Source organism: Bosea sp. BIWAKO-01 (genome assembly GCF_001748145.1).
GTDB lineage: Bacteria > Pseudomonadota > Alphaproteobacteria > Rhizobiales > Beijerinckiaceae > Allobosea.
The window spans coordinates 4051202-4076275 of sequence record NZ_BCQA01000001.1 but is presented as its reverse complement, the minus strand read 5'-3'; the positions used below and the strand labels follow the sequence as shown (position 1 = coordinate 4076275).

Here is a 25074-nt window from a genome sequence, read left to right as displayed (position 1 = left end):
CTGCGTGTCCTGGTGGCAGCGGGGGGCGTTCTCGTGTCCGCCTTCCTCCTGGCAGCCATAGCGATCGATCCCTACGACACCGGCCGCTCGCCGCTTTCATTGAAGGAGGGCGTACGCCCGCAAGGTCCACGCACGGCCGCCGCCAGCCGGGGCCGCGATCCTGCCTTTTCTGGGGCCATATTCGGCAACTCCCATATTCAGTTGATCAAGCCGGAGCAGTTGAAGGCGCTGACCGGCATTCCGTTCGTCTCCTTGATCGCACCGGCCACGGGACCGAAGGAAACCCTGGTGCTGATCGACTGGTTCCTGCGCCACAGGCGAGAACCTGCTCAGGCCCTGGTCATCGGCATCGACCAGGCCTGGTGCACACCGGACCCGGCGCTGCCGACCGGCAAGCCGTTCCCATTCTGGCTTTTCAGCCGCAACCCCGCAGAATACCTAACCGGATTGATGCGCTACGACGTGCTGGAAGAGGTCAATCGACGGATCCGGTACCTCACGACCCAAAGCCCGGAGCGTGCCCGGCCCGACGGCTATTGGGACTATGAGGAGGGCTATAGGGTCCAGGGCTTCCTCGACGCCCCGCAGCACCGGAGCAAGCTGCTTGCGCCGGCGAACGTCAGCGGCGGAAACGAGACTGGCCCCTTTCCAGCCGCAGCTGCGCTCGCCGCATTCCTTGACGCGGAGGCGAAGGACACACCTGTCATCCTCGTGCGTCCGCCCGTCTATGTAAGCGCCTTGCCGGAGCCCGGAAGCTCTGCGGAGCGCGCCGAGGCGGCCTGCCGGGCTCCATTCCAGGCCCTCGCCGACAATCGCCCGGCAACAAAGCTTGTCGATCTCCGTCGCGACACGCCTCTGATACGCGAGCCCTCCAATTTCTTCGACCATACCCATTACCGCCAGATTGTCGCCCGCGAGGTCGAAACGAGCATTGCGGCAGCGCTCACGTCTCTGCGATAGGCTTGGCAAAGATGCCCCGAGAACGGCTGATTTCATTTTTATGACAACGACTTCGCGAGATTGGTTGAAACTGCATCGATCGCGATTGTTACTGTCTCTCTCCCTCGCTATAAGGGCGCCAAATCGGCGGCCCGACTAAGGCAGAGTCGGTAGGCACGCCGGAAACAGACACTCAGAGAGCGCGCCTATGTCGAAACAGATCATCCTGGACGCCGACTACCGACCTTCCGACGCCGAACCCTTCATGAACGAGCGGCAGCGCGAGTATTTTCGCGGCAAGCTGCTCGCCTGGAAGGAGGAGATCCTCAAGGAAGCCAAGGAGACGCTGGTCACCTTGCAGAGCGAAAGCGAAAATCACCCCGATATCGCCGATCGCGCCTCATCCGAGACCGATCGCGCGATTGAGCTGCGCGCTCGCGACCGTCAACGCAAGCTGATCGCCAAGATCGAATCCGCGATCGCGCGGATCGACGAGGGCAATTATGGCTATTGCGAAGAGACCGGCGAGCCGATCTCGCTCAAGCGCCTCGAGGCCCGGCCGATCGCCACCCTTTCGCTGGAGGCGCAGGAGCGTCACGAGCGCAATGAACGTGTTTTCCGCGACGACTGAGCCTTTTCCGCCATCTGGCGTCTGAAGAAAGCCTTTCGCCGCCGGCGAAAGGCTTTTTTTGTTGGAATGGAGGAAACCCCGCACGGGAGGCGCGGGGTTTCACTGAATGCCAACCGTGGAAGCTTGGGGAGCGTGGCTGGCATCCGGGACAGGGGCTTGCCTCGGGAGGAAGCAGCCCACCGGCCAGGGAGGGAGAGGCGGGGAGCGTACCTCGCCTGGCCGGGTTTCTCGAATGGCCGTCAGAAGGGCAGCAGGATATCCATGACCTGCTGGCCGTAGCGCGGCTGTTGGACATCGGTGATCTGACCGCGGCCTCCGTAGGCGATGCGCGCCTGGGCAATCTTGCTGGAATCGATCGTGTTGTCGGATTCGATGTCCTCGGGCCGGATCACACCGGCAACGATCAGCTCGCGCACCTCGAAATTGACCCGGATCTCCTGCTTGCCTTCGATCACGAGATTGCCGTTTGGCAGGGTCTGGGTCACCACGGCCGCGACATTGGTGGCAAGCTGCTCGGCACGGCGGACCGAACCCGAGCCTTCGCTCGACCCCTCGGAGTCGAGCTTGAGCAACTCGCCCGCGCTGGAACCGTCAGGCAGAAACTTGTCGAGCTTGTTCTCGAACCCCATGATCCTCGCTGCGCCGAAATCCTCGCCGTTCTTGCGGCTGCGCTTGGTGGTGTTGTCGAGCTGGGCCCGGTCGGTGACCTTGACCTTGACCGTGACGAGGTCCCCGACCATGCGGGCGCGCTGGTCCTTGAAGAAGGCGCGCGAGCCGGTGCGCCACAGCGAGTTCGGCGCGAAGGAGGCATGTTCGACTGCCGGCATCGGCATCTGCACGGGCTTGTAGCCCTTCATCGCGGTCGGATCCTCGATCGGCGAGAGCGCTGGTGCCTGGCCAACATTGGCGAGCCGGTCGGCTGCACCGCAGGCGCCGAGCGCGAGACCGAGCGCAAGGATGCTCGAGAACCTGAGAAGCTTGGCCTGGGACATGATGATATTCCGCATCTTCGTGACTACTGCGCGTTGGCGACGCGGCCGATACCGGCCGACTTCACCGTGATCCGGCCGGGACCGCTGACCGTGCCCTGCAACACACGCTTGGATTGGGGATTGGTGACACTGACGACATCACCCTTCGCGCCAGCCTCTCCCGCGCGCCCACGCATGGTGAGAAGCAGGCCCGGCGCCTCGTAGACGATGGTAACGAGATCGCCGCGGCCGACGATCTCCTCGCGCTGCACATCGCCATTGCGCAGCGGCATTCCGGCCATCAGCGCACGTCGCGCAACCTTGTCGACCGCTCCCTTCATTTCGGCGATCAGCTCCCCCCCCTGGCCTTCACGCGGGCGCCGCTCGACAATCACGTCTGCGGAGGTCAGCGTCTCGCCGCGGGCAATCGCGCGGAGCGGAACCACGACTTCCGTCGTTTCGACCAGATGCCCCGAGATCCGCACGGGCTTCAGGCGCAGCGCAGCGCTACCGGGCACCGTCAGCAAAGCCTGGAGGCGACGCGAGCGGGCGTCATAGCTCAGATCGACCACCGTCATGGCGCCGGTCAGTTCGGGCTCGACCGCAATCGAAGGCGTGCCCCCGTCCACGGCCAGCGCAAAGATGCGGCTATCGACACCGAAGCGTTCCAGCAGCCCGGTCTTCACCGCAGCCTCGACATCGGAGGCCATGACGCGGCGAGCCGCGCGAGTAACGACGACCTGCGCGATGCCCTGGCTGTCGATATCGCTGGCCTCGCGGATGAGGCCGCCATTTTTCGCGGCTTCGATGATGCGAGCGGCCTGGATCGTGCCGGTCTCGCCGAGCGCCGGCGCCCGAAAGGCCGGCATGGCAGCATCCTGCGGCGAAAGGCCGGCGATCAGATCGCCGAAGGTGACGAGGTCGCGCGACAGCGTGAGTTCGTTGCGCAAATGCATCCGGCGCAGGGCCGGGGCTGGGTGCGCCTTTTCCGCCGGCAAGGCGGCCGTCGCGACAGGCGCGGCCTGGTGCGGCTGAGCCGCCAGCGCAGACCCGGCGAAGAGCAGCGAAACAAGAAGGCTGGAGGAGCGGATCATGAGCATGGTCCTCACCCTCGGAACATCTGGGTCGTCGCCGACAGCATCTGGTCGGCGGCGGTGATGACCTTGGAATTCATTTCATAGGCACGCTGGGCCGAGATCAGCGAAGACAGCTCGATGACGGCCTGCACATTGCCTTCTTCGAGCGAATACTGCTGGAGCGTGCCGAACCCCTCGGCCCCGCCGACGCCATCGATCGCCTGGCCCGAGGCGGCCGTCTCAATGAAGAGGTTGTCGCCGAGCGACTCAAGGCCGACCTTGTTGATGAAGCGGGCAAGTTGGATCTGCCCGATCTGCTGTGGAGCGGTCTGACCGGGGAGCCTGACTTCGACCGTGCCCTGCGCGTTGATGCTGACGCTGGTCGCATTGTTGGGGATCGTGATGCCCGGCTCGACCTGATAGCCGTCGCGGGTCACGAGCTGCCCCTGCGAGTCGAGATCGAACGAGCCGTCGCGGGAATAGGCGGTCCGTCCATCCGGCATGCGGATGCGGAAGAAGCCCTCGCCCTTGACCGCGAGATCGTATTCCTTCTCGGTCGACGTCATGTTGCCCTGCGTCATCACGCGACCGGTCGAAACCGTCTTGACGCCCGAGCCGATGAAGGTCCCCGCCGGCACCTGCGTGTTCTGATCGGAGGTGGCGGAACCGGCCCGACGGAAGTTCTCGTAGAGAAGATCCTGAAAGTGGACGCGCTGGCGCTTGTAGCCAGTGGTGCGCACGTTGGCGATGTTGTTGGAGATGACCTGAACGTTGAGTTCCTGGGCCATCATGCCGGTCGCGGCGGTCTGAAGGGCGCGCATCGTGCTGGCTCCTTTTCCTGTCAGGCCTGCTGGTCAGCGAGGCGCGAGATCGCCCGGCTGCGCAATTCGTCGGATTTCGACATCAGGTTCGCCATGCTCTGGTAGGAGCGCTGCACTTCCATCAGCCGCGTCATCTCGATCACCGCCTTGACATTGGATGTCTCGACCGCGCCGGGCTCGAGGCGGGCCAGTGGCCCGGCAGGCTGAGCGGGAGCGGTCGAGGCGAAGAGATTGGTGCCGTCGCTGCTCAATGCAGCCGGATTGGCGAAACGCACCTGGCGGAGCTTGCCGCGCGTGCCGAGATTGGTCGACACAGTGCCGTCCGTGGCGATGCTGGCGCCGGTTTCTGTATCGCCGAACTGGATCGGGCCGCCCTCACCCAGGACCGGCTGGCCACCCTGGGTGACGAGCTGGCCGCGGCCATTGATGGAGAGCGAACCGGCGCGCGTATAGCGCTCGCCCTGCGGGGTCTGCACCACGAGGAAATTGTCGCCGCGCAACGCCACATCGAGCGGGTTGCCGGTGCGCTCGATCACGCCCTGGGACAGATCGACCGGGGTGCCCTTGTCGATGACATAGGACAGCTTGCGGTCAGGCGCCTTGAAGCCCTCGGCACTCGCCTGGGGCATGAGAAACTCATTGAAGCGCGCCGAACGCGCCTTGAAGCCGTTCGTGCCGACATTCGCCACGTTATTGGCGATAACATCCAGCTCACGCGCCAGAGCCATCTGGCGCGACAGGCCGACGAGAAGCATGTTCTCCACGGCGGTAACTCCCGATCATGTCCCGCGAAAGCCTCGACGCTCCCCAGCGCAGCCTTCGCAGATCAGTCACCGCAACCGCCGTGCCAACGTGGTTAACTGATATCATCATCTTGAAATATAAGGGATATTACTCAATCCGGATTGCGCCCCCGCTCGGCAACAGGGTGTCGGGGGGCAGAAACGACCCGGCAAAAACTGCCGTCCTTAACGAGACATTAACCCTGTTTCGTCAGATTTGCGGGAGTGAGCCGCCCAGAATGGAGCCGTGCTCCGGACCCGGGCAGACAGGTATGGCCAAGAAGACCAAGAGCAGCGACGACGAGGCCGCAGAAGGCGCTGGCGCGCCGAAGGCGGGCAAGAAGAAGCTCGTGATGATCGTCGGTGGCGTTGTGCTGCTGGCCGCTCTCGGTGGCGGCGGCTGGTTTTTCCTGAAGAAGCCTTCGCCAGAGCAGCTTGCGGCGGCGGAAGCGGCCAAGAACGTCAAGAAGCCGGCAACCTTCGTCGAAATGAAGGACATGATGATCGGCATTTCAAGCGGCGGCCAGCAGGACCGCCAGCCGATCATGAAGATCAAGGTCGTGCTCGAGATCGCGGATGCCAAGGCCTCCGAGGAGATCAAGCCGCTGCTGCCCCGTGTCGAGGATGCTTTTCAGGTCTTCATGCGCGAGCTGCGCCCCGCTGACCTCGACGGCTCCGCTGGAATCTACCGGCTGAAGGAAGAGCTTCTGCGTCGCGTGAACGTCACCGTCTATCCGGCCAAGGTCGAAGCGGTGCTGTTCAAGGAACTGCTGGTCCAGTGAGCCGGCCTCCCCGATCCCTGACCATCAGCCGAGCGTCCTATGGCCAATAGCGAACTCGAACAGACCGGCGGCCTTCCCAAGGACCAGCCGCTGACGCCCGAGAACATGGCGGCGGAATGGGCCACCATGCCGGACACCGTCGAGGAGGAAGGCGAGGCCGAAGGCGGTACCGACCGCCTGATGAGCCAAGACGAAATCGACACGATGCTCGGTTTCTCCGCCGGAGACGACAAGGATAGCCGCAACGGCATCCAGGCGATCGTTGAATCCGGCTCGGTATCCTATGAACGCCTGCCGATGCTCGAAATCATCTTCGAGCGTCTGGTTCGGTTGCTCTCGACCAGCTTGCGTAACTTCTTCACCGACAACGTCGAGGTCTCCCTGGAGAGCATCCGCTCCGTCCGTTTCGGCGACTACATCAACTCGATCTCTCTGCCCGCCATGCTCTCGGTCTTCAAGGCAGAGGAATGGGACAATTTCGGCCTGATCACGATCGAGTCTTCGCTGATCTACTCGGTGCTGGACACGATGCTCGGCGGCAAGCGTGGGCAGCCTGCCCCGCGGGTCGACGGGCGTCCCTTCACGTCGATCGAATTCAATCTGCTGAAACGGGTGATCGCGCTCGTCCTGAGCGATGCCGAAGCGGCATTCCAGCCGCTCTCGCCGGTGAATTTCAAGGTCGACCGGATCGAATCCAATCCGCGCTTCGTCTCGATCTCGCGCCCGGCCAACGCAGCGATCCGGGTCGAACTGCGCTTCGACATGGAAGGGCGCGGCGGCTCGCTGCACATCCTCCTGCCTTATGCGACGATCGAGCCGATCCGTGAACTGCTCCTCGAGAGCTTCATGGGTGAGAAGCTCGGCCGCGACCCGATCTGGGAAAACCACCTCGCAACCGAGGTCTGGCAGACTGACGTCGCCGTGAAATGCGTGCTCCACGAAACCCAGATGCCGCTGAAGCGCGTGATGAAGCTCGAGATCGGCGACACGTTGATGTTCGACGCGCGCCCGGATTCGGTGGTTTCGCTGCGCTGCGGCGACTTCATGGTCAGCGAAGGTCGCATCGGGCGCGTCGACGACAAGATCGCCGTCCAGGTCGTCAGCCCGCTACGCCGCTCCAAGACCACGATCGCAGCCTTCGACAGCGCCACCAGCCATCTCGGCTCGCCGATCTGACGCCCGGGGACAACGCCATGACGATTACCCTCATCGCCGATGCGCTGGTCGCCAGCCTCCTCGTCGCGACCATCATCACCTGCTATGTCCTGTCCAAGCGAATCGAACGGCTCAAGGCGGATGAAGGCGCGATGCGACAGACCATCGGCGCCCTGATTTCCGCCACCGACACGGCCGAGCGCGCCATCGCCGGCCTGAAACTGACGCTTGGCGACTGCGACCGGACGCTGGCCGAACGACTGCGTACGGCCGAGCGCTATGCAGCCGATCTCGCGGCCCAGGTCGAAGCCGGTCAGGACGTCATGGATCGCATCACCCAGATCGTCAGTGCCGCCACGCTGGTTGCGCCCAAAACCGCAGATGCCGTGCCCGAGATTGCCGAAGAACCGACCGTGTCGCGCCTGACGAATGCCGCGCACGCCGCCGCGGCGATCCGCGCCCGTGCCGCCAAGCGGCTGGAAGGTCAGGCGGCGTGATCGAGAGGCCCCGCCTCATCCCGGCAGTGATCCTCGGCGCCATGGGCCTCCTGGCGTTGAAGCTGATCGCCTGGACGTCGGAGCCTTATCCCGCCAGGGGGCCTGCCAGCGCGCAGGCGCTTGCGAAGACCCAACCTGCCGCACAGCCTCTCAAGACGGAACCCGAAGTCTGGGGTCTCGCCAAGGTCATCGCCCGCGCACACGCCCCCGATACGTTCCTCGACCCCGAAACCACCGGCACGATCGAGAAGCCCAAGGCCAAGCCGGAGGAAGAGGCGAAGGCCGAGGCTGCACGCGCGGCCAACCCGAACAACAAGGCCGATGTCCTCAATGGCACCGCCAGGACCACCTCGCCTGCCGAGCGCGCGATATTGGAGCGCCTCGGCGAGCGGCGCGAGGAGATCGAGGCGCGCATGCGCGAATTGGAGATGCGCGAGCGCCTGCTCGACACGGCGGAGAAGAAGCTCGACGGCCGCGTCGGCGACCTGAAGCAGCTCGAGGACAAGGTCGACGCCCCCAAGGCCAAGCAGGCAGAGGAAGAGAGCAAGGCGATCAAGAACCTCGTCATCATGTACGAGACCATGAAGCCGAAGGACGCCGCGAAGGTCTTCGATCGTCTGAACCTCAGCGTGCTGGTTCCCGTGGTCCAGCAGATGAACCCGCGCAAGATGTCGGATGTGCTCGCTGCAATGTCCCCGGATGCCGCGGAGAAGCTCACCGTTGCCTTGGCGACCCCGGCACGCGCGCCCAGCCTCCCGCGTCTCGCCGCCGAAGCAGCCCCTCTGCCGGGCAACGAGCTGCCCGCCGTCGCGCTGCCGCAGCGACGCTGACCCTCCCGCGTCCTTAACGCGCCATTATCCTTGACGCCTTACCGTCGATAGCGCTCGGGCTGCCGTCTTGCGGCCGTGCCGGGCACTGGTGTCGCGTTGCGTGAGTGTACCGGTTTGCGTTTCCCGCGTTCTCTTGCCTTTGGTGTCGGACTGGCCGCGCTTGGCGTTGCCGCCAGCCTGTCCATGCCCGCGCTCGCCGCCACGGCGACCTTGCAGGGTGCCGCCATGCCGCCCGGCTTCGGGCGCCTGTCGCTGACTTTCGACGAGCCGATGCCTGTGCGCGTCCGGGTCGCCAATGGCGTCCTGGTCGTTGCCTTCGGCGGCCCCGTGAAGATCGACGTCAACAAGATCGCCAAGGAACTCCCGGACTATGTCTCGATCGCGCGGATCGACCCCGACGGTCGCGGCATGCGCTTTGCCCTCGCCCGCCCCTACAAGGCGAATCTGATCGAGGCTGGCGACAAGGCTTTCATCGACCTGCTGCCGGAAACCTGGAAGGGCGTGATGCCCGGACCTCCGCCCGAGGTCATCGCCGCTCTGGCCGAGCGCGTCCGGTTGGCAGAGGCCCGCGCTCGCGAGATCGACCGCCGTCCACCACCTGCGCCCAAGCCTCTCCTGCTGAACAGCGCCAAGCTGCCGACACTCGAGCGCCTGATCTTCCAGGCGCCCGCCGATACCAAACTGGCGCATGAGCTTGTCGATGGCACGCTCAGGCTCACCTTCGACCAATCACTTACGGTGGAACCCTCCGCGATCCGGTCGGCCCTGCCGGAACGGGTCGGGCTCGTCTCGACCGAGGCCGGTGCGGAGAATACCCAGCTCGATCTTTCCCTGCCCAAGGACTGGCAGGTCCGCAGCTTCCGCGATGACGACCGCCTCGTCGTCGATCTGCTGCCGCCGGCCAAGGCGGGCGTGCCCAGCCTGGCCGGCCTCCAGGCGAATGCCACGGATCAGCCAGACAAGCCCCCCGCCCCTGCCGTCAAGCCGGCGGCCGCAAGCGAGGCACCGGTACCGCAGCAAGCTTCTCCAGTCGCCAAGCCAGCCGCGGAACCCGCCGCGCCGGCCATCGACCCGACCCCTCAGCTCGTAAAGATCCAGTCATCGGCGGGGCCGGATGGCACTCGCATCGATTTCCGTTTCCCGCGCCCGACCGGGGCTGCGGCCTTCGTCGATGCCGGCCTGGTGACCCTCGTCTTCGACACCCGCGACACGATCGACCCCGCGAGCTTTCGGCAGATGCTTCCGGAACTGATCGAGGAAACCGTTGTCACCCGCGAAGGCAAAGCCACGCTGGTCCGGCTGCGCCTGTCCAACCAGCAGTTGGTACGCTTCAGCGATGACGGCACCGGCTGGACACTCGGCTTCGGTGAGCAGGCAGGCAAGCCGACGAACCCTGTCGCCCCTGCGCGCACGGTCGATGAGCGCGGCCAGACGATCCTCGCTATCCCCCTGCCCGGCATGACCGGCGTGCACTGGATCGAGGGTGGGGCCGCGGGCATGCCCATGGCTGTCGCAACCGCACTGGGACCCACGCGGGCCGTGACCAAGCCCTATCGCTTCGTCGAGTTCGGGTTGATGCAGACCGCCCATGGCCTCGCCATCATGCCGCGCTCCGACGACATCGTCGTCCGCGCCGGCACCGAGCAAGCGCTGATCGGGCGCGCCGGCGGCCTGACCGTCACCCTCGATCTTCCGCAGAGCGAGGAAGACAAGACGAAAACGCCGGTCGCCGCGCCCCCGCCCCTGCTCAACCCGGAGCTCTGGGCGAACCTGCGCGTTGCAGCCGTCCGTGAACGTGCCCGTGACCTACTGCGCGATGTCGCCGACGCCTCGCGCAGCCGCAAATCCGAAGCGCGGCTGGCTCTCGCCCGCTTCTATGCCGCAAACGGGTTGATGCCGGAGGCCGCGGGGCCTCTCCAGGCGATGCTGGCCGACGATGCCGCCATGCGCGGCAATCGCGAGGCTCTGTTCCTGAAGGGTGTGATCGCGGCGAAGATGCACCGTAACCCCGAAGCTCTCGCTTCCTTCGAGGCCGGCCCGCTCAAGGAAGATGCCGAGGCGGGGCTCTGGCGCGCATTGATCGAACAGAGGCTGGGGCGCCAGGCCCAGGCGCTTGCCGGTTTCCGGCGCGCCGAGGCGACGCTCGACGGCTACCCGGATGATCTGCAGGTGCAGTTCCGCCCGGCGATGGCACGCGCAGCCATGGCCATGCAGGACATGACGACGGCCGAGCGCCAGATCGAGCGGCTCTCGGAATTGCCGCGCGATCTTGTGGACCAGGAGGAGCTCGCACTCCTTCGCGCCATGCTCGATGATGTCAGCGGTCGCCCGGAGGCCGCGCTGAACGGCTACAAGCCGCTATTCGAGGCCGCCAGCAGGCCGGTCGCAGCAGAAGCGCAACTGCGTGCCATCCGGCTGGTGCAGACCGAGAACCGCCAGGACATTTCGCCTGGTGAGGCGACCCGCAGGCTCGAGACGGTGTCGATCATCTGGCGCGGCGGCGAGATCGAGATCGAGGCCTTGTCCGAACTCGGCCGACTCTACACCGCGCAGCACCGGTGGCGCGACGCCTTCCAGATCGCGCGCCGCGCCAACAACAACTACCCTGACAATCCGCTGACGCGCCGCCTTCACGACGAAACGGCCCAGCGCTTCGCCGAGATCTTCAGCAATCGCGACGCAGCGCAGGAGCAATTGCCGCGCATCGAGGCGCTGGCCCTGTTCTACGACTTCAAGGAATTCCTGCCGATCGGCCGACGCGGCGACGAAATCGCCCGCCTTCTCGCCGATCGGCTGGTGGAACTCGACCTGCTCGACCAGGCGAGCGAGATCCTGCGCTATCAGATGCAGGCCCGCCTGACCGGCGCTGCGCGGTCGACGATGGCTGCACGCCTTGCGATGATCGCGCTGATGAACGGCAAGCCAGCCGAAGCGCTGCAAGCGATCTCCTCGACCCGACTGATCGAGCTGCCGGGAGACGTCAAGCGGGCGCGGCTCCTGCTCGAGGCGAAGGCCCTCTCCGATCTCTCGCGCACCGATCAGGCGCTCGAAATGCTCGAAATCGAACGGGGTCCGGAAGTCGACCGCCTGCGCTCGGATATCTACTGGACGGGACGCCGCTGGCGCGAGGCCGGAGAAGCGCATGAACGCATTCTGGGCGAAAGCTGGCGGGGCAACACGCCGCTGAACGAACGCGAGCGCGCCGACGTGATGCGCGCCGCGGTCTCCTATGTGATGTCGAACGAGGCCCTGTCGCTCGACCGGCTGCGCACCAAATTCGCCGCCAAGATGGCCGAGAGCACGGATGCCCGCACCTTCGCTTTCATGACCGGGGCCAACCGGGCCAATGCCGCCGATATCCGCGAGATGGCGCGCGCCGTTTCCGGTGCCGACAACCTGTCGGAGTTCATGCGGGCCTATCGCGAGCGCTATCCGGCCTATTCGACCTCGGTCCGCAGCCGGCCCAAACCCGAGCCTGACCAGGCGACGCCGCCCAGCTCGACCGGCGCCGAGGCGAGCCCGGGCGCAGCACCTGGCCGCGGTTGACCGCTACGTCCCGTAACTCTTGATCAGCGATCCCGTGACGAGGCCCCAGCCGTCCACCAGGACGAAGAAGATCAGCTTGAACGGCAGGGCGACGGTCACCGGCGGCAACATCATCATGCCGACGGACATCAGGATCGAGGCCACGACGAGATCGATGATCAGGAATGGCACGAACAGCAGGAAGCCAATTTCGAAGGCCCGGCGCAGCTCCGAGATCATGAACGCCGGCACCAGGATCTGGATCTGGATATCCTCCGGCTGCGTCGGGCGTGGCTCCCGCGACATCTCGATGAACAGCATCAGGTCCTTCTCGCGTACATGCTTGAGCATGAACGTCTTGAAGGGCACGACACCGCGGTTATAGGCCTCCTGGGGCTGGATCTGCCCGGCAACCAGCGGCTCGACCGCGACGCGATAGGCTTCGCGCAATGTCGGCGCCATCACGAAGCCGGTGAGAAACAGCGCCAGCCCGACGATCACGGCGTTGGGAGGCGCTGTCTGCGTGCCGATGGCCGAGCGCAGCAGGGACAGCACGACCGCGATCCGCGTGAACGACGTCACCATGATCAGGATCGACGGAGCCAGGGAGAGCACCGTGATGACGGCGATGAGTTGCAGCGCCCGTTCGGCGACGCCCCCACCCTGCCCGAGATCAAGCGAAAGCGTTTGCGCCCGAGCCGGCTCGCAGAGCGCAAGCGCGACCATCGTGCCGGCACACGCGACGCGGCAACCGCGACGCCATCTCGCATCCGTCAGGGTCAGGATCACGCAAAGCCGCCATCAGAGCCCGACTCAAACGATCGGGCGAGACGACGCTAGGGTGCCCATGTCCGCCAGGGCAACCAAGCCGGCGGCATCAGGATCGTCGCAGCCCGACAATCCTGTTGATCACGCCCGTCCGGTCAGGACTTAGACTTCGGATCGCGCCCCAGCAGTCGCGCGAACTCGGCTTCGATCGCATCGACCGAGAACGGATCGATCTGGATGGGCTTCTCCTCCCGCTTCGATTCGGCCTTCGGCTCCTCGGGGGCGGGAACAGAGGACGGCTCAGGGCCTGGCTCGACCTCGGCCCCGGACTCTGCTGCCTCGGACTCAGCTGCCTCCGCCTCGGCCTCTGTATCGGCCTCGTCCTCGCTGACCTCCAGAGCGTCTTCCTCGTCCTTTGCCGAAAGCCTCTCCCCATGCTCCGCCGATGTCGGTGCGGGATGCATGACCGGTGCGGGCTCAGGCAGCTTGGCAGCTTCGGGAGGCTCACGGAAGGGAGCGGGCTTCGGCTCGACGGCAGGCACCGGCGGCGTCACCACGTCCGAGGGCTTGGGCTTCAGGCCCAGGGCCATTTCGAGCTCGGCAGCGACATCGGGCGGCACGCCGACGGGCCGCCCGAAGACCGGCGGAGGGGCAGTCGGAACCGGAGCGAGAACCGGCGCGGCTGCTGCGGGCTTCGGCTCTTCAGGCTTGACCGGCGCAGGCGGCGTCACCGGCAAAACGACGTCCGGAACCGGGATCGCCGGCGCCTGGGATGACCGGACAGCCGAATGCGGACGCTTCAGCGCCTCCTCGAGCTGACGGGCCATATCGTCAAGCTCATCGGAGCTCACGCTTGGCGCGGGGGCCTGGTTGCGCCCGAAATTCGGAGCCTGCGAGGCCACGATCGCAGCTCCTGCCGCGAGGCCGGCCATGCCAGCTGCTGCAGCGCCTGCCGGTGCCACAGCCGGTTCGACGTGCGAAACAGGCGCAGGGGTACGATGCGGCAACGGTGGCAGGGTGTCCGGCAGCGGGGCGGCCGGCTGCGGCGGCGGCGGCGGAGAGGCGCGACGCGTTTCCTCCTGCAGATCGGCACGAAGAGCCTCGAAACCGAGCGCCGGGTCGATCGCCAGAGGGCGTTCAAAGACCGGGGCCTCGGCCTGCGCCGGTACCGCAATCCGTCCGCTGCTGCTGCCGCGTACGATATTGGTCTCGACCACCACGTCGGACGCGCCGCCGATCATCACCAGATGCTCGACATTGTCGCGCCGGATCAGCACGAGCTGTCGCTGCCGGTCGAGGTCATGGATATCGACTACCCCGAGGCGAGGTTGCCGGGCGCGGCCACCGCCCTGCCCTCCTATCCTCAGTCGGCCGCCGGTGATGCGCCGCAGCAGGAAGGCGAAGAGCGCCACCAAAATCAGGACGATAGCGAATGCAATGATCCAGCGGAGGCCGGTCGAGAGTTCGAAGCCAAACAACGTCTGCAAGGTTTGCCTCATGTGCGACGGCGACAGCCCTTGGCGGACCGCAATTCCACCCAAGGTTCAACACGTTGGCTATAGCATAACGCCCGCAATTTCGGGAAACAGGGTTAGCACTTGGTTAATTTGGTTCACCGGATTCGCGGATCTTAACGCGAAATTAACCAAGCACCCGGCAATATTTTCCCAGTGGATCGACTGTCAGGACGGAATCGCTCGGCGGCTCCGATCACGGCCATCCCCTAAGAAAACGGGACGAACTCCATGTCTGGCAATGCTTTAGGCAATGGTGGCAACCTGATGCAGGCGCTGAAGACGCGTATGCATTGGCACCAGTCCCGGCAAAAAGTGCTGTCCGAGAATGTCGCCAACGCCGACAGCCCCGGATTTCGCCCGATGGATCTCAAGGCGCCGGCCATCGGCACGGCTTCGTCCGGCGTCTCGCTGGCACAGACTTCTGCCGGGCATATGGGCCCCTCCGGACAGCGCAATGGATTCGACACCGCCAAGGCACCCCGATTCGAGGTCACTCCCAACGGCAACGGCGTCAATCTCGAGGACGAGATGATGAAGGTGGCCCAGAACCAGTCCGACTATCAGCTCGCCGCCTCGCTCTACAGCAAGGGCCTCGGGCTGATGAAGATCGCGATCGGCAAGGGCCGCTAAGGCAGCGGACGCAGGAGCAGAAGCCTCATGGATCTTCTCAAGAGCATCGCAGTGGCGACGTCGGGCCTGCGCAGCCAGTCCGGCCGCATGCGGATCATCGCCGAGAACCTGGCCAACGCCGATTCGGGACCGGATCGCGCCGGCGTCGATCCCTACCGCCGCAAGATTCCGACGTTCCAGCGGCGGGTCGACCGTGAACTCGAAGCCCAGGTCGTCGATCTCGGCCGCGTCCAGCGCGACCAGAGCGCCTTCCGGACGAAATTCGAGCCCGGCAACCCCGCAGCCGACGCCACCGGCAATGTCAGCATGCCGAACGTGAACTCGCTGGTCGAGACCATGGACATGCGCGAGGCACAGCGCAGCTACGAGGCCAATCTCAACCTGATCTCCTCCACGCGCCGGATGATCCAGCGCACCATCGACATCCTGCGCGTCTGATCGGCGCCAGCGGAACGGAACCTCGCACCATGGCCACATCCAGCTTCGCCGCCGGCGCTTACGCCTCGACGCAGGGTCTCGGCGCCGGCAACCTGATGCGCAAGCCGCTCGGTGCGGCCGCCGGCGCCAGCGCGGGCATGCCGGATTTCTCCTCGCTAATCGGCAAGGCGCTGGAAGCAACCGCCGATGCCGGTCGAAAGGGCGACATCCAGACCGCGAGCGTGGCCGCCGGCCGCTCCGATATCGTCGATGTCGTCACGGCCGTCGCGGAAAGCGAGGCCGCGATCGAAACGCTGGTTGCGGTTCGCGACCGCGTGATTGCAGCGTATGAGGAAATCATGCGGATGCCGGTCTGATTCCCGGCTCGATCAGGACGTAACCATGACCTCAGGCGCCATCCTCGACGTCGCGCGCGACGGCATCGTCGTCTTCCTCAAAGCCGGCGGCCCGCTGATGATGGTCGCGCTCGGCGTCGGCCTCGCCGTCTCGCTCGTACAGGCCCTGACGCAGATTCAGGAGCAGACCCTGATCTTCGTCCCCAAGATCGTTGCGGTCTTTGCCGCCATGATGCTGTTTCTGCCGTTCATGGGCGATGCGCTTGCAGGTTATATGGGGCGGGTCGCCGTCCGAATCGCCACGGGCGAATGAACCTTTCGCTGCCGCGACCGGCTCTGGGGCTGCCGCAGTGGCGTCCCGAGTGGCGCAAGGGCCCTGCCGGCACGATGCAGATCGCGATCCTGCCCGAGATCGGCGCGCTCTTCGTGCTCGTCTTCGCGCGTGTCGGCACCCTCGTGATGCTGATGCCCGGCATCGGCGAACGCTTCATCTTCTCACGCGCGCGACTTTCGCTGGCCTTCTTCATCGCATTGATGATCGTCCCCATGGCGCGCACGATCATCACCCCACCCGGCGACATGCCCGCGCTGGTCGGCCTTCTCATCAGCGAACTCCTGATCGGATTGACCATCGGGCTCAGCGTGCGCCTTGTGATGGCCTGCCTGCAGAGCGCCGGTGCGATCGTGGCCCAGACCATGGGCCTGGGTTTCGCGATGACGGTCGATCCGACCGGAGGCATGCAGAACCCGTCGATCGGCAACTTTCTGACGATGCTCGGCATCACGCTGATCCTGGTCACCGACCTCCATCACGTCGCCATCGCGGCGATTCATGAAAGCTACCGGCTCTTGCCGCCCGGCGGCTTTCCGGATGTCGGAGACATGATGACCCTGGCGATCCGTGCAGCGACGCAGGGCTTCGCCCTCGCCGTTCAGATTTCCGCGCCCTTCATCGTCTTCGGTCTGCTCTTCAATCTCGGGCTCGGCGTGCTGGCGCGGATGATGCCGCAGCTTCAGGTCTTCTTCCTCGCCGTGCCTGCCTCGATCCTCGGCGGCATGCTCGTGCTGCTCGCCGTCGTCGGCGTGATGATGGGCGTCTTCCTCGAGGATCTCGGCAACTTCCTTCGCCAGTTCACCGGCAACTGAGGAGCGGCGATGTCAGAGGACGCCGACAACGAGGACAGAACAGAAGACCCGACCCAGCGAAAGCTGGACCAGGCGATCGAGAAGGGCGACATCGCCCGCTCGCAGGAGATTGGCACCTTCTTCGTCCTTTGCGGTTTCACGCTGGCGCTGCTCGTCGGAGCCGGCTGGTCGGCGAGCAGCGCAGCGCTTTCCCTGCGCTCCTTCCTGATGAACGCGCATCAGGTGCCCTCCAGCGGCGAGGCCTTCTTCAACGTCACCAGGCAGGGCGTGATGACGGGCTTCATGGCGCTCGGCCTGCCCTTCGCCTTCATCCTCTGCGCCGGGCTTGCCGGTGCGTTGATCCAGCACAAGCCGCTCTGGACCTTCGAGCCGCTGATGCCGAAATTCAGCCGGATCTCGCTGATGGCGGGGGCCAAGCGGATCTTTGGCAAGGAGGCCTGGGTCAATTTCGCCAAGGGCCTCGCCAAGATCCTGCTGATCGGCACCGCCGTCGGCCTGACACTCTGGAAGGAGCACGACCGGCTCGAGAGCTTCGCGCAGATGAGCGTCGCCGCGATGCTGCCGGCGACGCTGTCGTTGACGATCAAGCTAATGGTAAGCGTGCTCGCGCTCTTTGCGGTGATCGCGATCGGCGACTTCGTCTATCAGCGCTTCAGCTGGTACCAGCGTCAGCGCATGACCAAGCAGGAGCTCAAGGAGGAGTTCAAGAACTCCGAAGGTAATCCCGAGGTCAAGGCGAAGCTGCGGCAGATCCGCGCGCAGCGGGTCAGGAAACGCATGATGGCCGCGGTGCCCAAGGCGACCGTGATCATCACCAACCCGACCCACTTCGCCGTCGCGCTGCAATACGAACAGGGCATGGGCGCGCCGCTCTGCCTCGCCAAGGGCGTCGACGCGCTTGCCCTGAAGATCCGCGAGGTCGCGGGCGAGCATCGCGTGCCGATCGTCGAGAACCCGCCGCTGGCCCGCGCGCTCTATGCGACGGTCGATATCGACGAAGAAATTCCTGTCGAACATTATCAGGCCGTCGCCGAAGTCATCGGTTACGTCTTGCGCCTGAAGGGTAGGCGCGCCTAACTCGCAATCTGCGCGACCTGCGCGCTAAGCCTCTCGCTGGCGGCGAGGAGGCGTGAAACGGGACGGACCAGCCGCATGAGCGGAACCACGGCGACAACCGCGATCGATCGCTCCGACAAGCCAGGCCGTATCGGCCTGATCCTGCTTGTCGCCGGCTTGCTCGTCGGAGCCGCGATCGCGCTCGGCTTCATCGCCAATGAATGGGCGCAGCCGCTGATCCTGGGCCTGCTGGCCTTGCTTTCAGTGATCGGTGTCTTCGGCCTCTTTGCCTTTTCCATCGGCCTTGTTCAATTTTCGGGCCGCGCAGCGCGCAACGACCTGACCAAGGCCATCGTCGACAGCGCCGATGACGGCGTCGTCGTCACCGAGGGCGAGAACCGCATCGTCTACGCCAACGAAACCTATCTGGCGCTTGCCGGAGCGCGCGGAGCCAGCGACATCAAGCCGGTCGAGCGCCTGTTCACCGGCCGCCCGGAGGTCTCGGAAGCGATCTACCGTTTGGCGACCGCCGCGCGCGAAGGCCGCCGACTGGCGGAGGAAGTCCGGCTCGAGCCCGCCCTCAATGGTCGCGACACGGTCGGCTGGTATCGAATCCGGGTTTCGCCTGTGCGCCGCGAGGGCAAGGCGGCCATGCTCTGGAGCGTCTCCGACGTGACGCCCGAGCGTGAGCGTCAGGAGAACGCCTTCCAGGAACTCCAGCACGCGATCGACTATCTCGATCATGCGCCGGCCGGCTTCCTCTCGATCGACGCCGATGGTGAGGTGCCCTATCTCAATGCCACGCTCTCGGGCTGGCTCGACTATGACCTCGCCCGCTTCGGCTCGGGCGGACTGCATCTCGACGACATCGCGACCTCGAACGCGGCTGCCCTGATCCAGGCCATCCGCGGGCAGCCGGGCGATGTCCGCGTCGAGGTCCTCGATGTCGATCTGCGCCGGCGTAATGGCACGACCCTGCCGGTCAGGCTGCATCATCAGGTCGCCTTCGGCAGCGACAGCCGCGCTGGCCCCTCGCGCACGCTCGTGCTCAACCGGACAACCGGCGAAGCCGGGTCCGACGGGCGCAGCGATGCCGAAGTGCGCTTTGCCCGCTTCTTCCACTCGACGCCGATGGCGATAGCGACCGTTGACCGCAACGGCGCGATCCTGCGCTCCAACGCCGCCTTCACCCGGCTGACGCAGCAGGGCCGCCAGCCCGCCACGATTCAGGATCTTGTCTCGCCAGGCAGTCTTGACGAGGCGCTCGCGGCGACCATGGCGGGCAGCAGCGATATCGCCCCGCTCGATGCCAATATCTCGGGCGAGGACGGACGCTCCGCCAAACTCTATCTCTCTCCGGTCGCAGCGACCGAGGACAGCGATGGTGAGCGCGCCATCGTCTATGCGCTGGAGACCACCTCCGAGCGTAAGCTCAAGGACAATATCGACCAGGCCCAGAAGATGCAGGCTGTCGGCCAGCTCGCCGGCGGCATCGCGCACGATTTCAACAACGTGCTCCAGGTCATCATCAACGCGTCCGAGTTCCTGCTCGCCAGCCACAAGCCGACCGACCCGTCCTTCCCGGACATCATGCAGATCAAGCAGAACGCCTACCGGGCCGCTTCGCTTGTCCGGCAGTTGCTCGCCTTCTCGCGACGGCAGACCTTGCGGCCACAAGTGCTCGAGCTCGGCGATGTGCTCTCCGATCTCTCGTTGATGCTGAAGCGCGTCGTCGCCGACAAGGTCTCGCTCGACATTCGCCAGGGTCGCGACCTCTGGTCGGTCAAGGCCGATCTCGGTCAGCTCGAACAGGTCATCGTCAATCTCGCGGTCAATGCGCGCGATGCCATGCAGGACGGCGGCAAGCTGCAGGTCCGCACGCGCAACGTCGCAGCGGAGGAATGCGCCGGTTTCGGCCATCAGGCCCTGCCCACCGCGGACTATGTCATGCTCGAAGTCGAAGACAGCGGCACCGGCATCCCGGCCGAACATCTCGACAAGATCTTCGAGCCCTTCTTCACCACCAAGGAGGTCGGCAAGGGCACGGGCCTCGGCCTTTCCATGGTCTATGGCATCGTCAAGCAGACCGGTGGCTTCGTCTTCGTCGATTCGACCCTCGGCAAGGGCACGACCTTCCGCATCTTCCTGCCACGTCACGTGCCGACGGAAGAGGAGATCGCCGCCGACAACGCCGCCAAGGAAGCACCCAAGAAGGTCGCAGCCGATCATACCGGCGCCGGCGTCATCCTGCTGGTCGAAGACGAGGACGCGGTGCGCGCGCTCAATGCCCGCATGCTGATCTCGCGCGGCTATACCGTGCACGAAGCGGCCTCGGGCGTGGAGGCCCTCGATATCTTCCTCGAGCATGACGGCAAGATCGATCTCGTCGTCTCCGACGTGGTCATGCCCGAGATGGACGGCCCTACCCTGCTTGGCGAGCTGCGTCAGCGCAACCCGGCCACCAAGGTCGTCTTCGTCTCCGGCTACGCAGAAGAGGCCTTCCGCAAGAACCTGCCGGAAGGCGAGCAATTCCACTTCCTGCCCAAGCCCTTCACGATGAAGCAGCTGGTCGAGACAGTGAAGGCCGCTATGAGCTGAGCCGCAAGGCTGCGCGGGCAGCCAGGCGCGGCGTCCACGAACCAAGCGGGCAGCGCGGTGTCAGACGGGAACTCACGCAGATATCTGATCCTGCTTCTCGTCCAGACCCTGTGTGCGATCATCGTGCTCGCCAATGTGCGGGGCATTTTCCTCCTGCTGATCCACAATATCGGAACGGTTATGACTGCCCCTCTCGGCAGCGCGTTGCAGACCGCGCTCGCGGTCCTGATCGGCCAAGCCTGCTACTGGTGGCGCCTGCGCCATGTGACCATCCCCGCCACCTATGGCGGCCTGGTGATCGGCCACTTCGTCTCCTTCGCAGCCAGGATCGGCTTCATCTTCGGCGGCGCTCTGTTCTCGCTCTACTATCTGCGGCACGTCCCGGAGCTCGATCTTGGCTATCTCGATCTGAGCTGGCGCGGGGCGCTCCTCATCGCCGTCATCTTCGCGCTCTACTGCTACACGCTGGAGCTCGAGCGGCTCGGCAACGCGATGCAGATCCGGGCCATGCAGGCGAAAGGCGACAGCCGGGTTTGAACAGCCCTGCGGAGAGGCGACGAATGAGAACAAAAAAAGAACTTGAAGACAGGAACAAACCGTGACCATATTTGCTCACGGCGCACATTGAGAAGTGATCGCGCCCCTGCCATAAGGAGCGCACGTTGTGAATCAGGCAAATCTCCGGCTCGTGGAAGGCTCTTCGATGGACAAGGCCAAGGCGCTCGATGCGGCGCTCTCGCAGATCGAACGGGCTTTCGGCAAGGGCTCGATCATGCGCCTGGGCAAGAACCAGCAGGCGATCGAGATCGAGACCATCTCGACCGGTTCGCTCGGGCTCGATATCGCGCTCGGCGTCGGCGGGCTCCCCAGGGGCCGCGTCATCGAGATCTACGGACCAGAATCCTCCGGCAAGACCACGCTTGCGCTCCACACCATTGCTGAAGCTCAGAAGAAGGGCGGCGTCTGCGCCTTCGTCGATGCCGAGCACGCGCTCGACCCGGTCTATGCCCGCAAGCTGGGCGTCAATCTCGATGATCTTCTGATCTCGCAGCCCGATACCGGCGAGCAGGCGCTTGAGATCACCGACACCCTGGTTCGCTCCGGCGCCATCGACGTGCTGGTGGTCGACTCCGTTGCGGCCCTCACGCCCCGCGCCGAGATCGAAGGCGAGATGGGCGATGTTCAGCCCGGCCTCCAGGCACGCCTGATGAGCCAGGCCTTGCGCAAGCTCACGGCGTCGATCTCGCGCTCGAACTGCATGGTCATCTTCATCAACCAGATCCGCATGAAGATTGGCGTGATGTATGGCTCGCCCGAAACCACGACCGGCGGCAACGCCCTGAAATTCTATGCCTCCGTGCGCCTCGACATTCGCCGCGTCTCGACGCTGAAGGAGCGCGACGAGGCCACCGGCAACCAGGTCCGGGTCAAGGTCGTCAAGAACAAGGTGGCGCCGCCCTTCAAGCAGGTCGAGTTCGACATCATGTTCGGCGAGGGCATCTCGAAGGTCGGCGAGCTGATCGACCTCGGCGTCAAGGCCGGCATGGTCGAGAAGGCCGGCGCCTGGTTCTCCTTCGACAGCCAGCGCCTCGGCCAGGGTCGCGAGAACGCAAAATCCTTCCTCAAGGCCAATCCTGACGTCGCAGCGCGCATCGAAGCCACGATCCGGCAGAATTCCGGCCTCGTCGCCGATCGCATCCTCGATGAGGCGACACCGACCGACGATGATCTCGACGAGGGCCAGGCCTGAGCCCCATTCCGCGCCAGCGGCAGAGTATTTTCGCCGGGCGGCCCTTCGGGGCCGCCCGTTTCTTTTATGCGCCAAGGCCTTGTCACGGGATTTCTGGACAGGCGCAAAGCCGCTGACTAGAACCGATCCCAACCAGCAGGCCCGCCCGGCCACCATCCTGAAGCAGAGTTTGAATTGCGATGAGCGGCGTCAACGAAATCAGGTCCACCTTCCTCGATTACTTCAAGGCGAACGGCCATGAGGTGGTGCCATCGAGCCCGCTCGTGCCACGCAACGACCCGACGCTGATGTTCGCCAATTCGGGCATGGTGCAGTTCAAGAACGTCTTCACCGGACAGGAAAAGCGCTCCTACCAGCGCGCCACGTCAGCGCAGAAATGCGTGCGTGCCGGCGGCAAGCACAATGACCTCGACAATGTCGGCTACACCGCGCGCCACCACACCTTCTTCGAGATGCTGGGGAATTTCTCCTTCGGCGACTACTTCAAGGAGCAGGCGATCACCCACGCCTGGACGCTGGTCACGCGCGAATTCGGCCTGCCGAAGGAAAAGCTGACCGTCACGGTCTATTCCGAGGATGACGAGGCGCACGCGCTCTGGAAGAAGATCGCCGGACTTTCGGATTCGAAAATCATCCGGATTCCGACCTCGGACAATTTCTGGCGAATGGGCGACACCGGCCCCTGCGGCCCCTGCTCCGAGATCTTCTACGACCATGGCGACCATATCCCGGGCGGCCCTCCCGGCTCGCCCGATGAGGACGGCGATCGCTTCATCGAGATCTGGAATCTCGTGTTCATGCAGTATGAGGAGGCTGCCGGCGGCATCCGCACCAATCTGCCGCGTCCCTCGATCGATACCGGCATGGGGCTGGAGCGCGTAGCCGCGGTGCTCCAGGGCACGCATGACAATTACGAGATCGACCTGTTTGCGACCCTGATCCGCGCCATCGCGGACATGACATCGGTCTCGTCCGACGGACCGATGAAGGCGAGCCACCGTGTCATCGCCGACCACCTGCGCTGCTCTGCCTTCCTGATCGCCGACGGTGTTCTGCCCTCGAACGAAGGCCGCGGCTACGTCCTGCGCCGCATCATGCGTCGCGGCATGCGCCATGCCCAGCTGCTCGGTGCCAAGGAGCCGTTGCTTCACCGGCTCGTGCCGGTCCTGACCCGCGAAATGGGCCAGGCCTATCCCGAACTGCTGCGTGCCGAGGCCCTGATCACCGAGACGCTGAAGCTCGAGGAGACCCGTTTCCGCACCACGCTGGCGCGCGGCCTCTCGATCCTCGACGACGCCGCCAAGGATCTCGGCGCCGGCCAGAAGCTGAAGGGCGACGTCGCCTTCACGCTTTATGACACCTATGGCTTCCCGCTCGACCTGACCCAGGATGCGCTCCGCGCCCGCGATATCGGCGTCGATCTCGACGGGTTCGACGCGGCGATGCAGCAGCAGAAGGCGAAGGCGCGCGCCGCTTGGTCCGGCACCGGCGAGGCTGCGACGGAAAAGCTCTGGTTCCCGCTGCGTGACCGCGTCGGCGCCACCGAATTCCTCGGCTACGATACCGAGACGGCCGAGGGCGTCGTCACCGGGCTGATCCGCGACAATGCGGAGGTCGAGAGCCTGAAGGCCGGCGAGACCGGATTCGTCGTGCTCAACCAGACCCCATTCTATGGCGAGTCCGGCGGCCAGGTCGGTGATACCGGCGCGATCACCGGGGCGGGCTTCGCCGCACAGGTTTCGGATGTGCAGAAGAAGCTCGGCGATATCTTCGCCCACGCGGTCAAGGTCACTTCGGGCGAAATCAAGCTCGGCGCACCGGCTGAGCTTACAGTCGATCATGCGCGCCGAGCCACGATTCGCGCCAACCACTCCGCAACCCACCTGCTGCATGAGGCGCTCCGGCTCGTCCTTGGCGATCATGTCGCCCAGAAGGGCTCGCTGGTCTCGCCCGAGCGGCTGCGCTTCGACTTCTCGCACCCCAAGCCGATCTCCGAGGCCGAGCTCGCTCAGGTCGAGGATATCGCCAACGCAGCGGTGCTGCGGAACGAGCCGGTGGCGACCCATCTGATGAGCGTCGACGAAGCCATCGCTTCGGGTGCCCGCGCCTTGTTCGGTGAAAAATACGGCGATGAGGTCCGTGTCGTCTCGATGGGGACGACCGAGGCCGGCAAGGCCTTCTCGGTCGAGCTCTGCGGCGGCACCCATGTTTCGCGCACCGGCGATATCGGCATCGTCAGCATCGCCGGCGAAAGCGCGGTGGCAGCTGGCGTGCGCCGTCTCGAGGCGGTGACCGGCACGGAAGCCCGGCGTCAGCTCAACACCGATGCCAGGCGTCTGCGCGACCTCGCCAGCCTGCTCAAGGTTCCGGCGGCCGAAGCCGAGGCACGCCTCGCCGCCCTGGTCGAGGAGCGCCGCAAGCTCGACCGCGAACTCACCGAGGCGCGCAAGAAGCTCGCCATGGGTGGCGGCGGCAGCGCCGAAGATCCGATCCTCGAAATCTCCGGCGCCAAGCTCCTGGCCCGCGCCGTCACCGGCGTCGAGATGAAGGATCTGAAGAGCCTCGCCGACGAAGCCAAGTCCCGCGTCGGCTCGGGCGTCGTCGCCATTGTCGGCGTCGCGGAAGACGGCAAGGCCGGGGTCGTCGTCGGTGTGACCGAGGATCTGACCTCGCGCTTCGACGCGGTGGCGCTGGTGCGCGCCGCGTCCGAGCAGCTCGGCGGCAAGGGGGGTGGCGGGCGCCGCGACATGGCGCAGGCCGGTGGTCCGGACGGCTCCAAGGCGCAGGCTGCGCTCGACGCCGTCGCAGCCGCGATGAACTGACCGGG

Annotated in this window: 23 protein-coding genes; 17 read left to right on the top strand and 6 right to left on the bottom strand. The window is 65.2% G+C overall.

What is annotated here, in order from left to right; all coding sequences use genetic code 11:
- The first annotated feature begins 33 nt into the window (after positions 1-33).
- Positions 34-960 (top strand): hypothetical protein, encoded by a 927-nt coding sequence (locus BIWAKO_RS18975; protein WP_244523481.1) that lies wholly within the window; start codon positions 34-36, stop codon positions 958-960.
- 187 nt (positions 961-1147) lie between these two features.
- Positions 1148-1570 carry an RNA polymerase-binding protein DksA gene (dksA, locus tag BIWAKO_RS18970; RefSeq protein ID WP_069879981.1) on the top strand — a complete coding sequence of 141 codons (423 nt, stop codon included), beginning with the start codon at positions 1148-1150 and terminating at the stop codon, positions 1568-1570.
- A gap of 239 nt (positions 1571-1809) precedes the next feature.
- Here the strand turns inward: dksA and flgH are convergent, their stop codons facing one another.
- The 4 genes from flgH to flgF are packed head-to-tail and all read right to left on the bottom strand — an operon-like array spanning position 1810 to position 5202.
- Positions 1810-2562: a flagellar basal body L-ring protein FlgH gene (gene flgH / locus BIWAKO_RS18965; protein WP_069882616.1), complete on the bottom strand. Its 753-nt coding sequence runs from the start codon at positions 2560-2562 to the stop codon at positions 1810-1812.
- A 23-nt stretch (positions 2563-2585) separates the two neighbouring features.
- Complete coding sequence (gene flgA, locus BIWAKO_RS18960) at positions 2586-3635, bottom strand: flagellar basal body P-ring formation chaperone FlgA (protein ID WP_176733353.1); 1050 nt, start codon at positions 3633-3635, stop codon at positions 2586-2588.
- A gap of 11 nt (positions 3636-3646) precedes the next feature.
- Complete coding sequence (gene flgG / locus BIWAKO_RS18955; protein ID WP_069879979.1) at positions 3647-4438, bottom strand: flagellar basal-body rod protein FlgG; 792 nt, start codon at positions 4436-4438, stop codon at positions 3647-3649.
- A gap of 20 nt (positions 4439-4458) precedes the next feature.
- On the bottom strand, positions 4459-5202 hold the full coding sequence (gene flgF, locus BIWAKO_RS18950; protein WP_069879978.1) for a flagellar basal-body rod protein FlgF: 744 nt from the start codon (positions 5200-5202) through the stop codon (positions 4459-4461).
- 17 nt (positions 5203-5219) lie between these two features.
- Between flgF and fliL the strand changes: the two genes are divergently transcribed.
- The 5 genes from fliL to BIWAKO_RS18925 all read left to right on the top strand — a co-directional run bounded on the left by fliL (position 5220) and on the right by BIWAKO_RS18925 (position 12030).
- The gene (fliL, locus tag BIWAKO_RS18945; RefSeq protein ID WP_244523480.1) at positions 5220-6002 is read left to right on the top strand and encodes a flagellar basal body-associated protein FliL; all 783 of its coding nucleotides are present in this window, start codon (positions 5220-5222) and stop codon (positions 6000-6002) included.
- A gap of 39 nt (positions 6003-6041) precedes the next feature.
- Positions 6042-7178 (top strand): flagellar motor switch protein FliM, encoded by a 1137-nt coding sequence (gene fliM, locus BIWAKO_RS18940; protein ID WP_069879976.1) that lies wholly within the window; start codon positions 6042-6044, stop codon positions 7176-7178.
- A 17-nt stretch (positions 7179-7195) separates the two neighbouring features.
- Complete coding sequence (locus BIWAKO_RS18935; RefSeq protein WP_069879975.1) at positions 7196-7654, top strand: DUF6468 domain-containing protein; 459 nt, start codon at positions 7196-7198, stop codon at positions 7652-7654.
- On the top strand, positions 7651-8484 hold the full coding sequence (locus BIWAKO_RS18930) for a MotE family protein (protein WP_069879974.1): 834 nt from the start codon (positions 7651-7653) through the stop codon (positions 8482-8484). Before BIWAKO_RS18935 ends, BIWAKO_RS18930 begins: the two co-directional genes overlap by 4 nt.
- A 114-nt stretch (positions 8485-8598) precedes the next feature.
- Positions 8599-12030, top strand: a complete 3432-nt coding sequence (locus BIWAKO_RS18925; RefSeq protein WP_069879973.1) for a hypothetical protein — start codon at positions 8599-8601, stop codon at positions 12028-12030.
- Between the two features lie 3 nt (positions 12031-12033).
- Here the strand turns inward: BIWAKO_RS18925 and fliP are convergent, their stop codons facing one another.
- Together fliP and BIWAKO_RS18915 are read right to left on the bottom strand one after the other, a co-directional pair.
- Entirely contained in the window at positions 12034-12735 is a 702-nt protein-coding gene (gene fliP / locus BIWAKO_RS18920) for a flagellar type III secretion system pore protein FliP (protein ID WP_069879972.1), read from the bottom strand.
- Positions 12736-12932: 197 nt separating this feature from the next.
- Positions 12933-14264 carry a flagellar biosynthetic protein FliO gene (locus tag BIWAKO_RS18915; protein WP_176733352.1) on the bottom strand — a complete coding sequence of 444 codons (1332 nt, stop codon included), beginning with the start codon at positions 14262-14264 and terminating at the stop codon, positions 12933-12935.
- A 258-nt stretch (positions 14265-14522) separates the two neighbouring features.
- Here BIWAKO_RS18915 and flgB point away from each other — a divergent pair, with 258 nt between their 5' ends.
- The 10 genes from flgB to alaS all read left to right on the top strand — a co-directional run bounded on the left by flgB (position 14523) and on the right by alaS (position 25069).
- Positions 14523-14924, top strand: a complete 402-nt coding sequence (gene flgB, locus BIWAKO_RS18910) for a flagellar basal body rod protein FlgB (RefSeq protein ID WP_069879970.1) — start codon at positions 14523-14525, stop codon at positions 14922-14924.
- Between the two features lie 27 nt (positions 14925-14951).
- A complete protein-coding gene (flgC, locus tag BIWAKO_RS18905) occupies positions 14952-15362 on the top strand; it encodes a flagellar basal body rod protein FlgC (protein WP_043237671.1) in 411 nt (136 codons plus the stop codon).
- A gap of 29 nt (positions 15363-15391) precedes the next feature.
- Positions 15392-15718, top strand: coding sequence for a flagellar hook-basal body complex protein FliE (fliE, locus tag BIWAKO_RS18900; RefSeq protein ID WP_069879969.1), 327 nt, complete (start codon positions 15392-15394; stop codon positions 15716-15718).
- 25 nt (positions 15719-15743) lie between these two features.
- Positions 15744-16010, top strand: a complete 267-nt coding sequence (gene fliQ, locus BIWAKO_RS18895; RefSeq protein ID WP_069879968.1) for a flagellar biosynthesis protein FliQ — start codon at positions 15744-15746, stop codon at positions 16008-16010.
- 74 nt (positions 16011-16084) lie between these two features.
- Positions 16085-16843, top strand: a complete 759-nt coding sequence (gene fliR / locus BIWAKO_RS18890; RefSeq protein ID WP_069882615.1) for a flagellar biosynthetic protein FliR — start codon at positions 16085-16087, stop codon at positions 16841-16843.
- Positions 16844-16852: 9 nt separating this feature from the next.
- Positions 16853-17920: a flagellar biosynthesis protein FlhB gene (flhB, locus tag BIWAKO_RS18885; RefSeq protein ID WP_069879967.1), complete on the top strand. Its 1068-nt coding sequence runs from the start codon at positions 16853-16855 to the stop codon at positions 17918-17920.
- Positions 17921-17995: 75 nt separating this feature from the next.
- A complete protein-coding gene (cckA, locus tag BIWAKO_RS18880; RefSeq protein ID WP_069879966.1) occupies positions 17996-20497 on the top strand; it encodes a cell cycle histidine kinase CckA in 2502 nt (833 codons plus the stop codon).
- 57 nt (positions 20498-20554) lie between these two features.
- Positions 20555-21034, top strand: coding sequence for a hypothetical protein (locus tag BIWAKO_RS18875; RefSeq protein ID WP_141740150.1), 480 nt, complete (start codon positions 20555-20557; stop codon positions 21032-21034).
- A 166-nt stretch (positions 21035-21200) separates the two neighbouring features.
- Complete coding sequence (gene recA / locus BIWAKO_RS18870) at positions 21201-22247, top strand: recombinase RecA (protein WP_141740149.1); 1047 nt, start codon at positions 21201-21203, stop codon at positions 22245-22247.
- A 179-nt stretch (positions 22248-22426) separates the two neighbouring features.
- Positions 22427-25069: an alanine--tRNA ligase gene (gene alaS, locus BIWAKO_RS18865; protein ID WP_069879964.1), complete on the top strand. Its 2643-nt coding sequence runs from the start codon at positions 22427-22429 to the stop codon at positions 25067-25069.
- Positions 25070-25074: the final 5 nt, after the last annotated feature.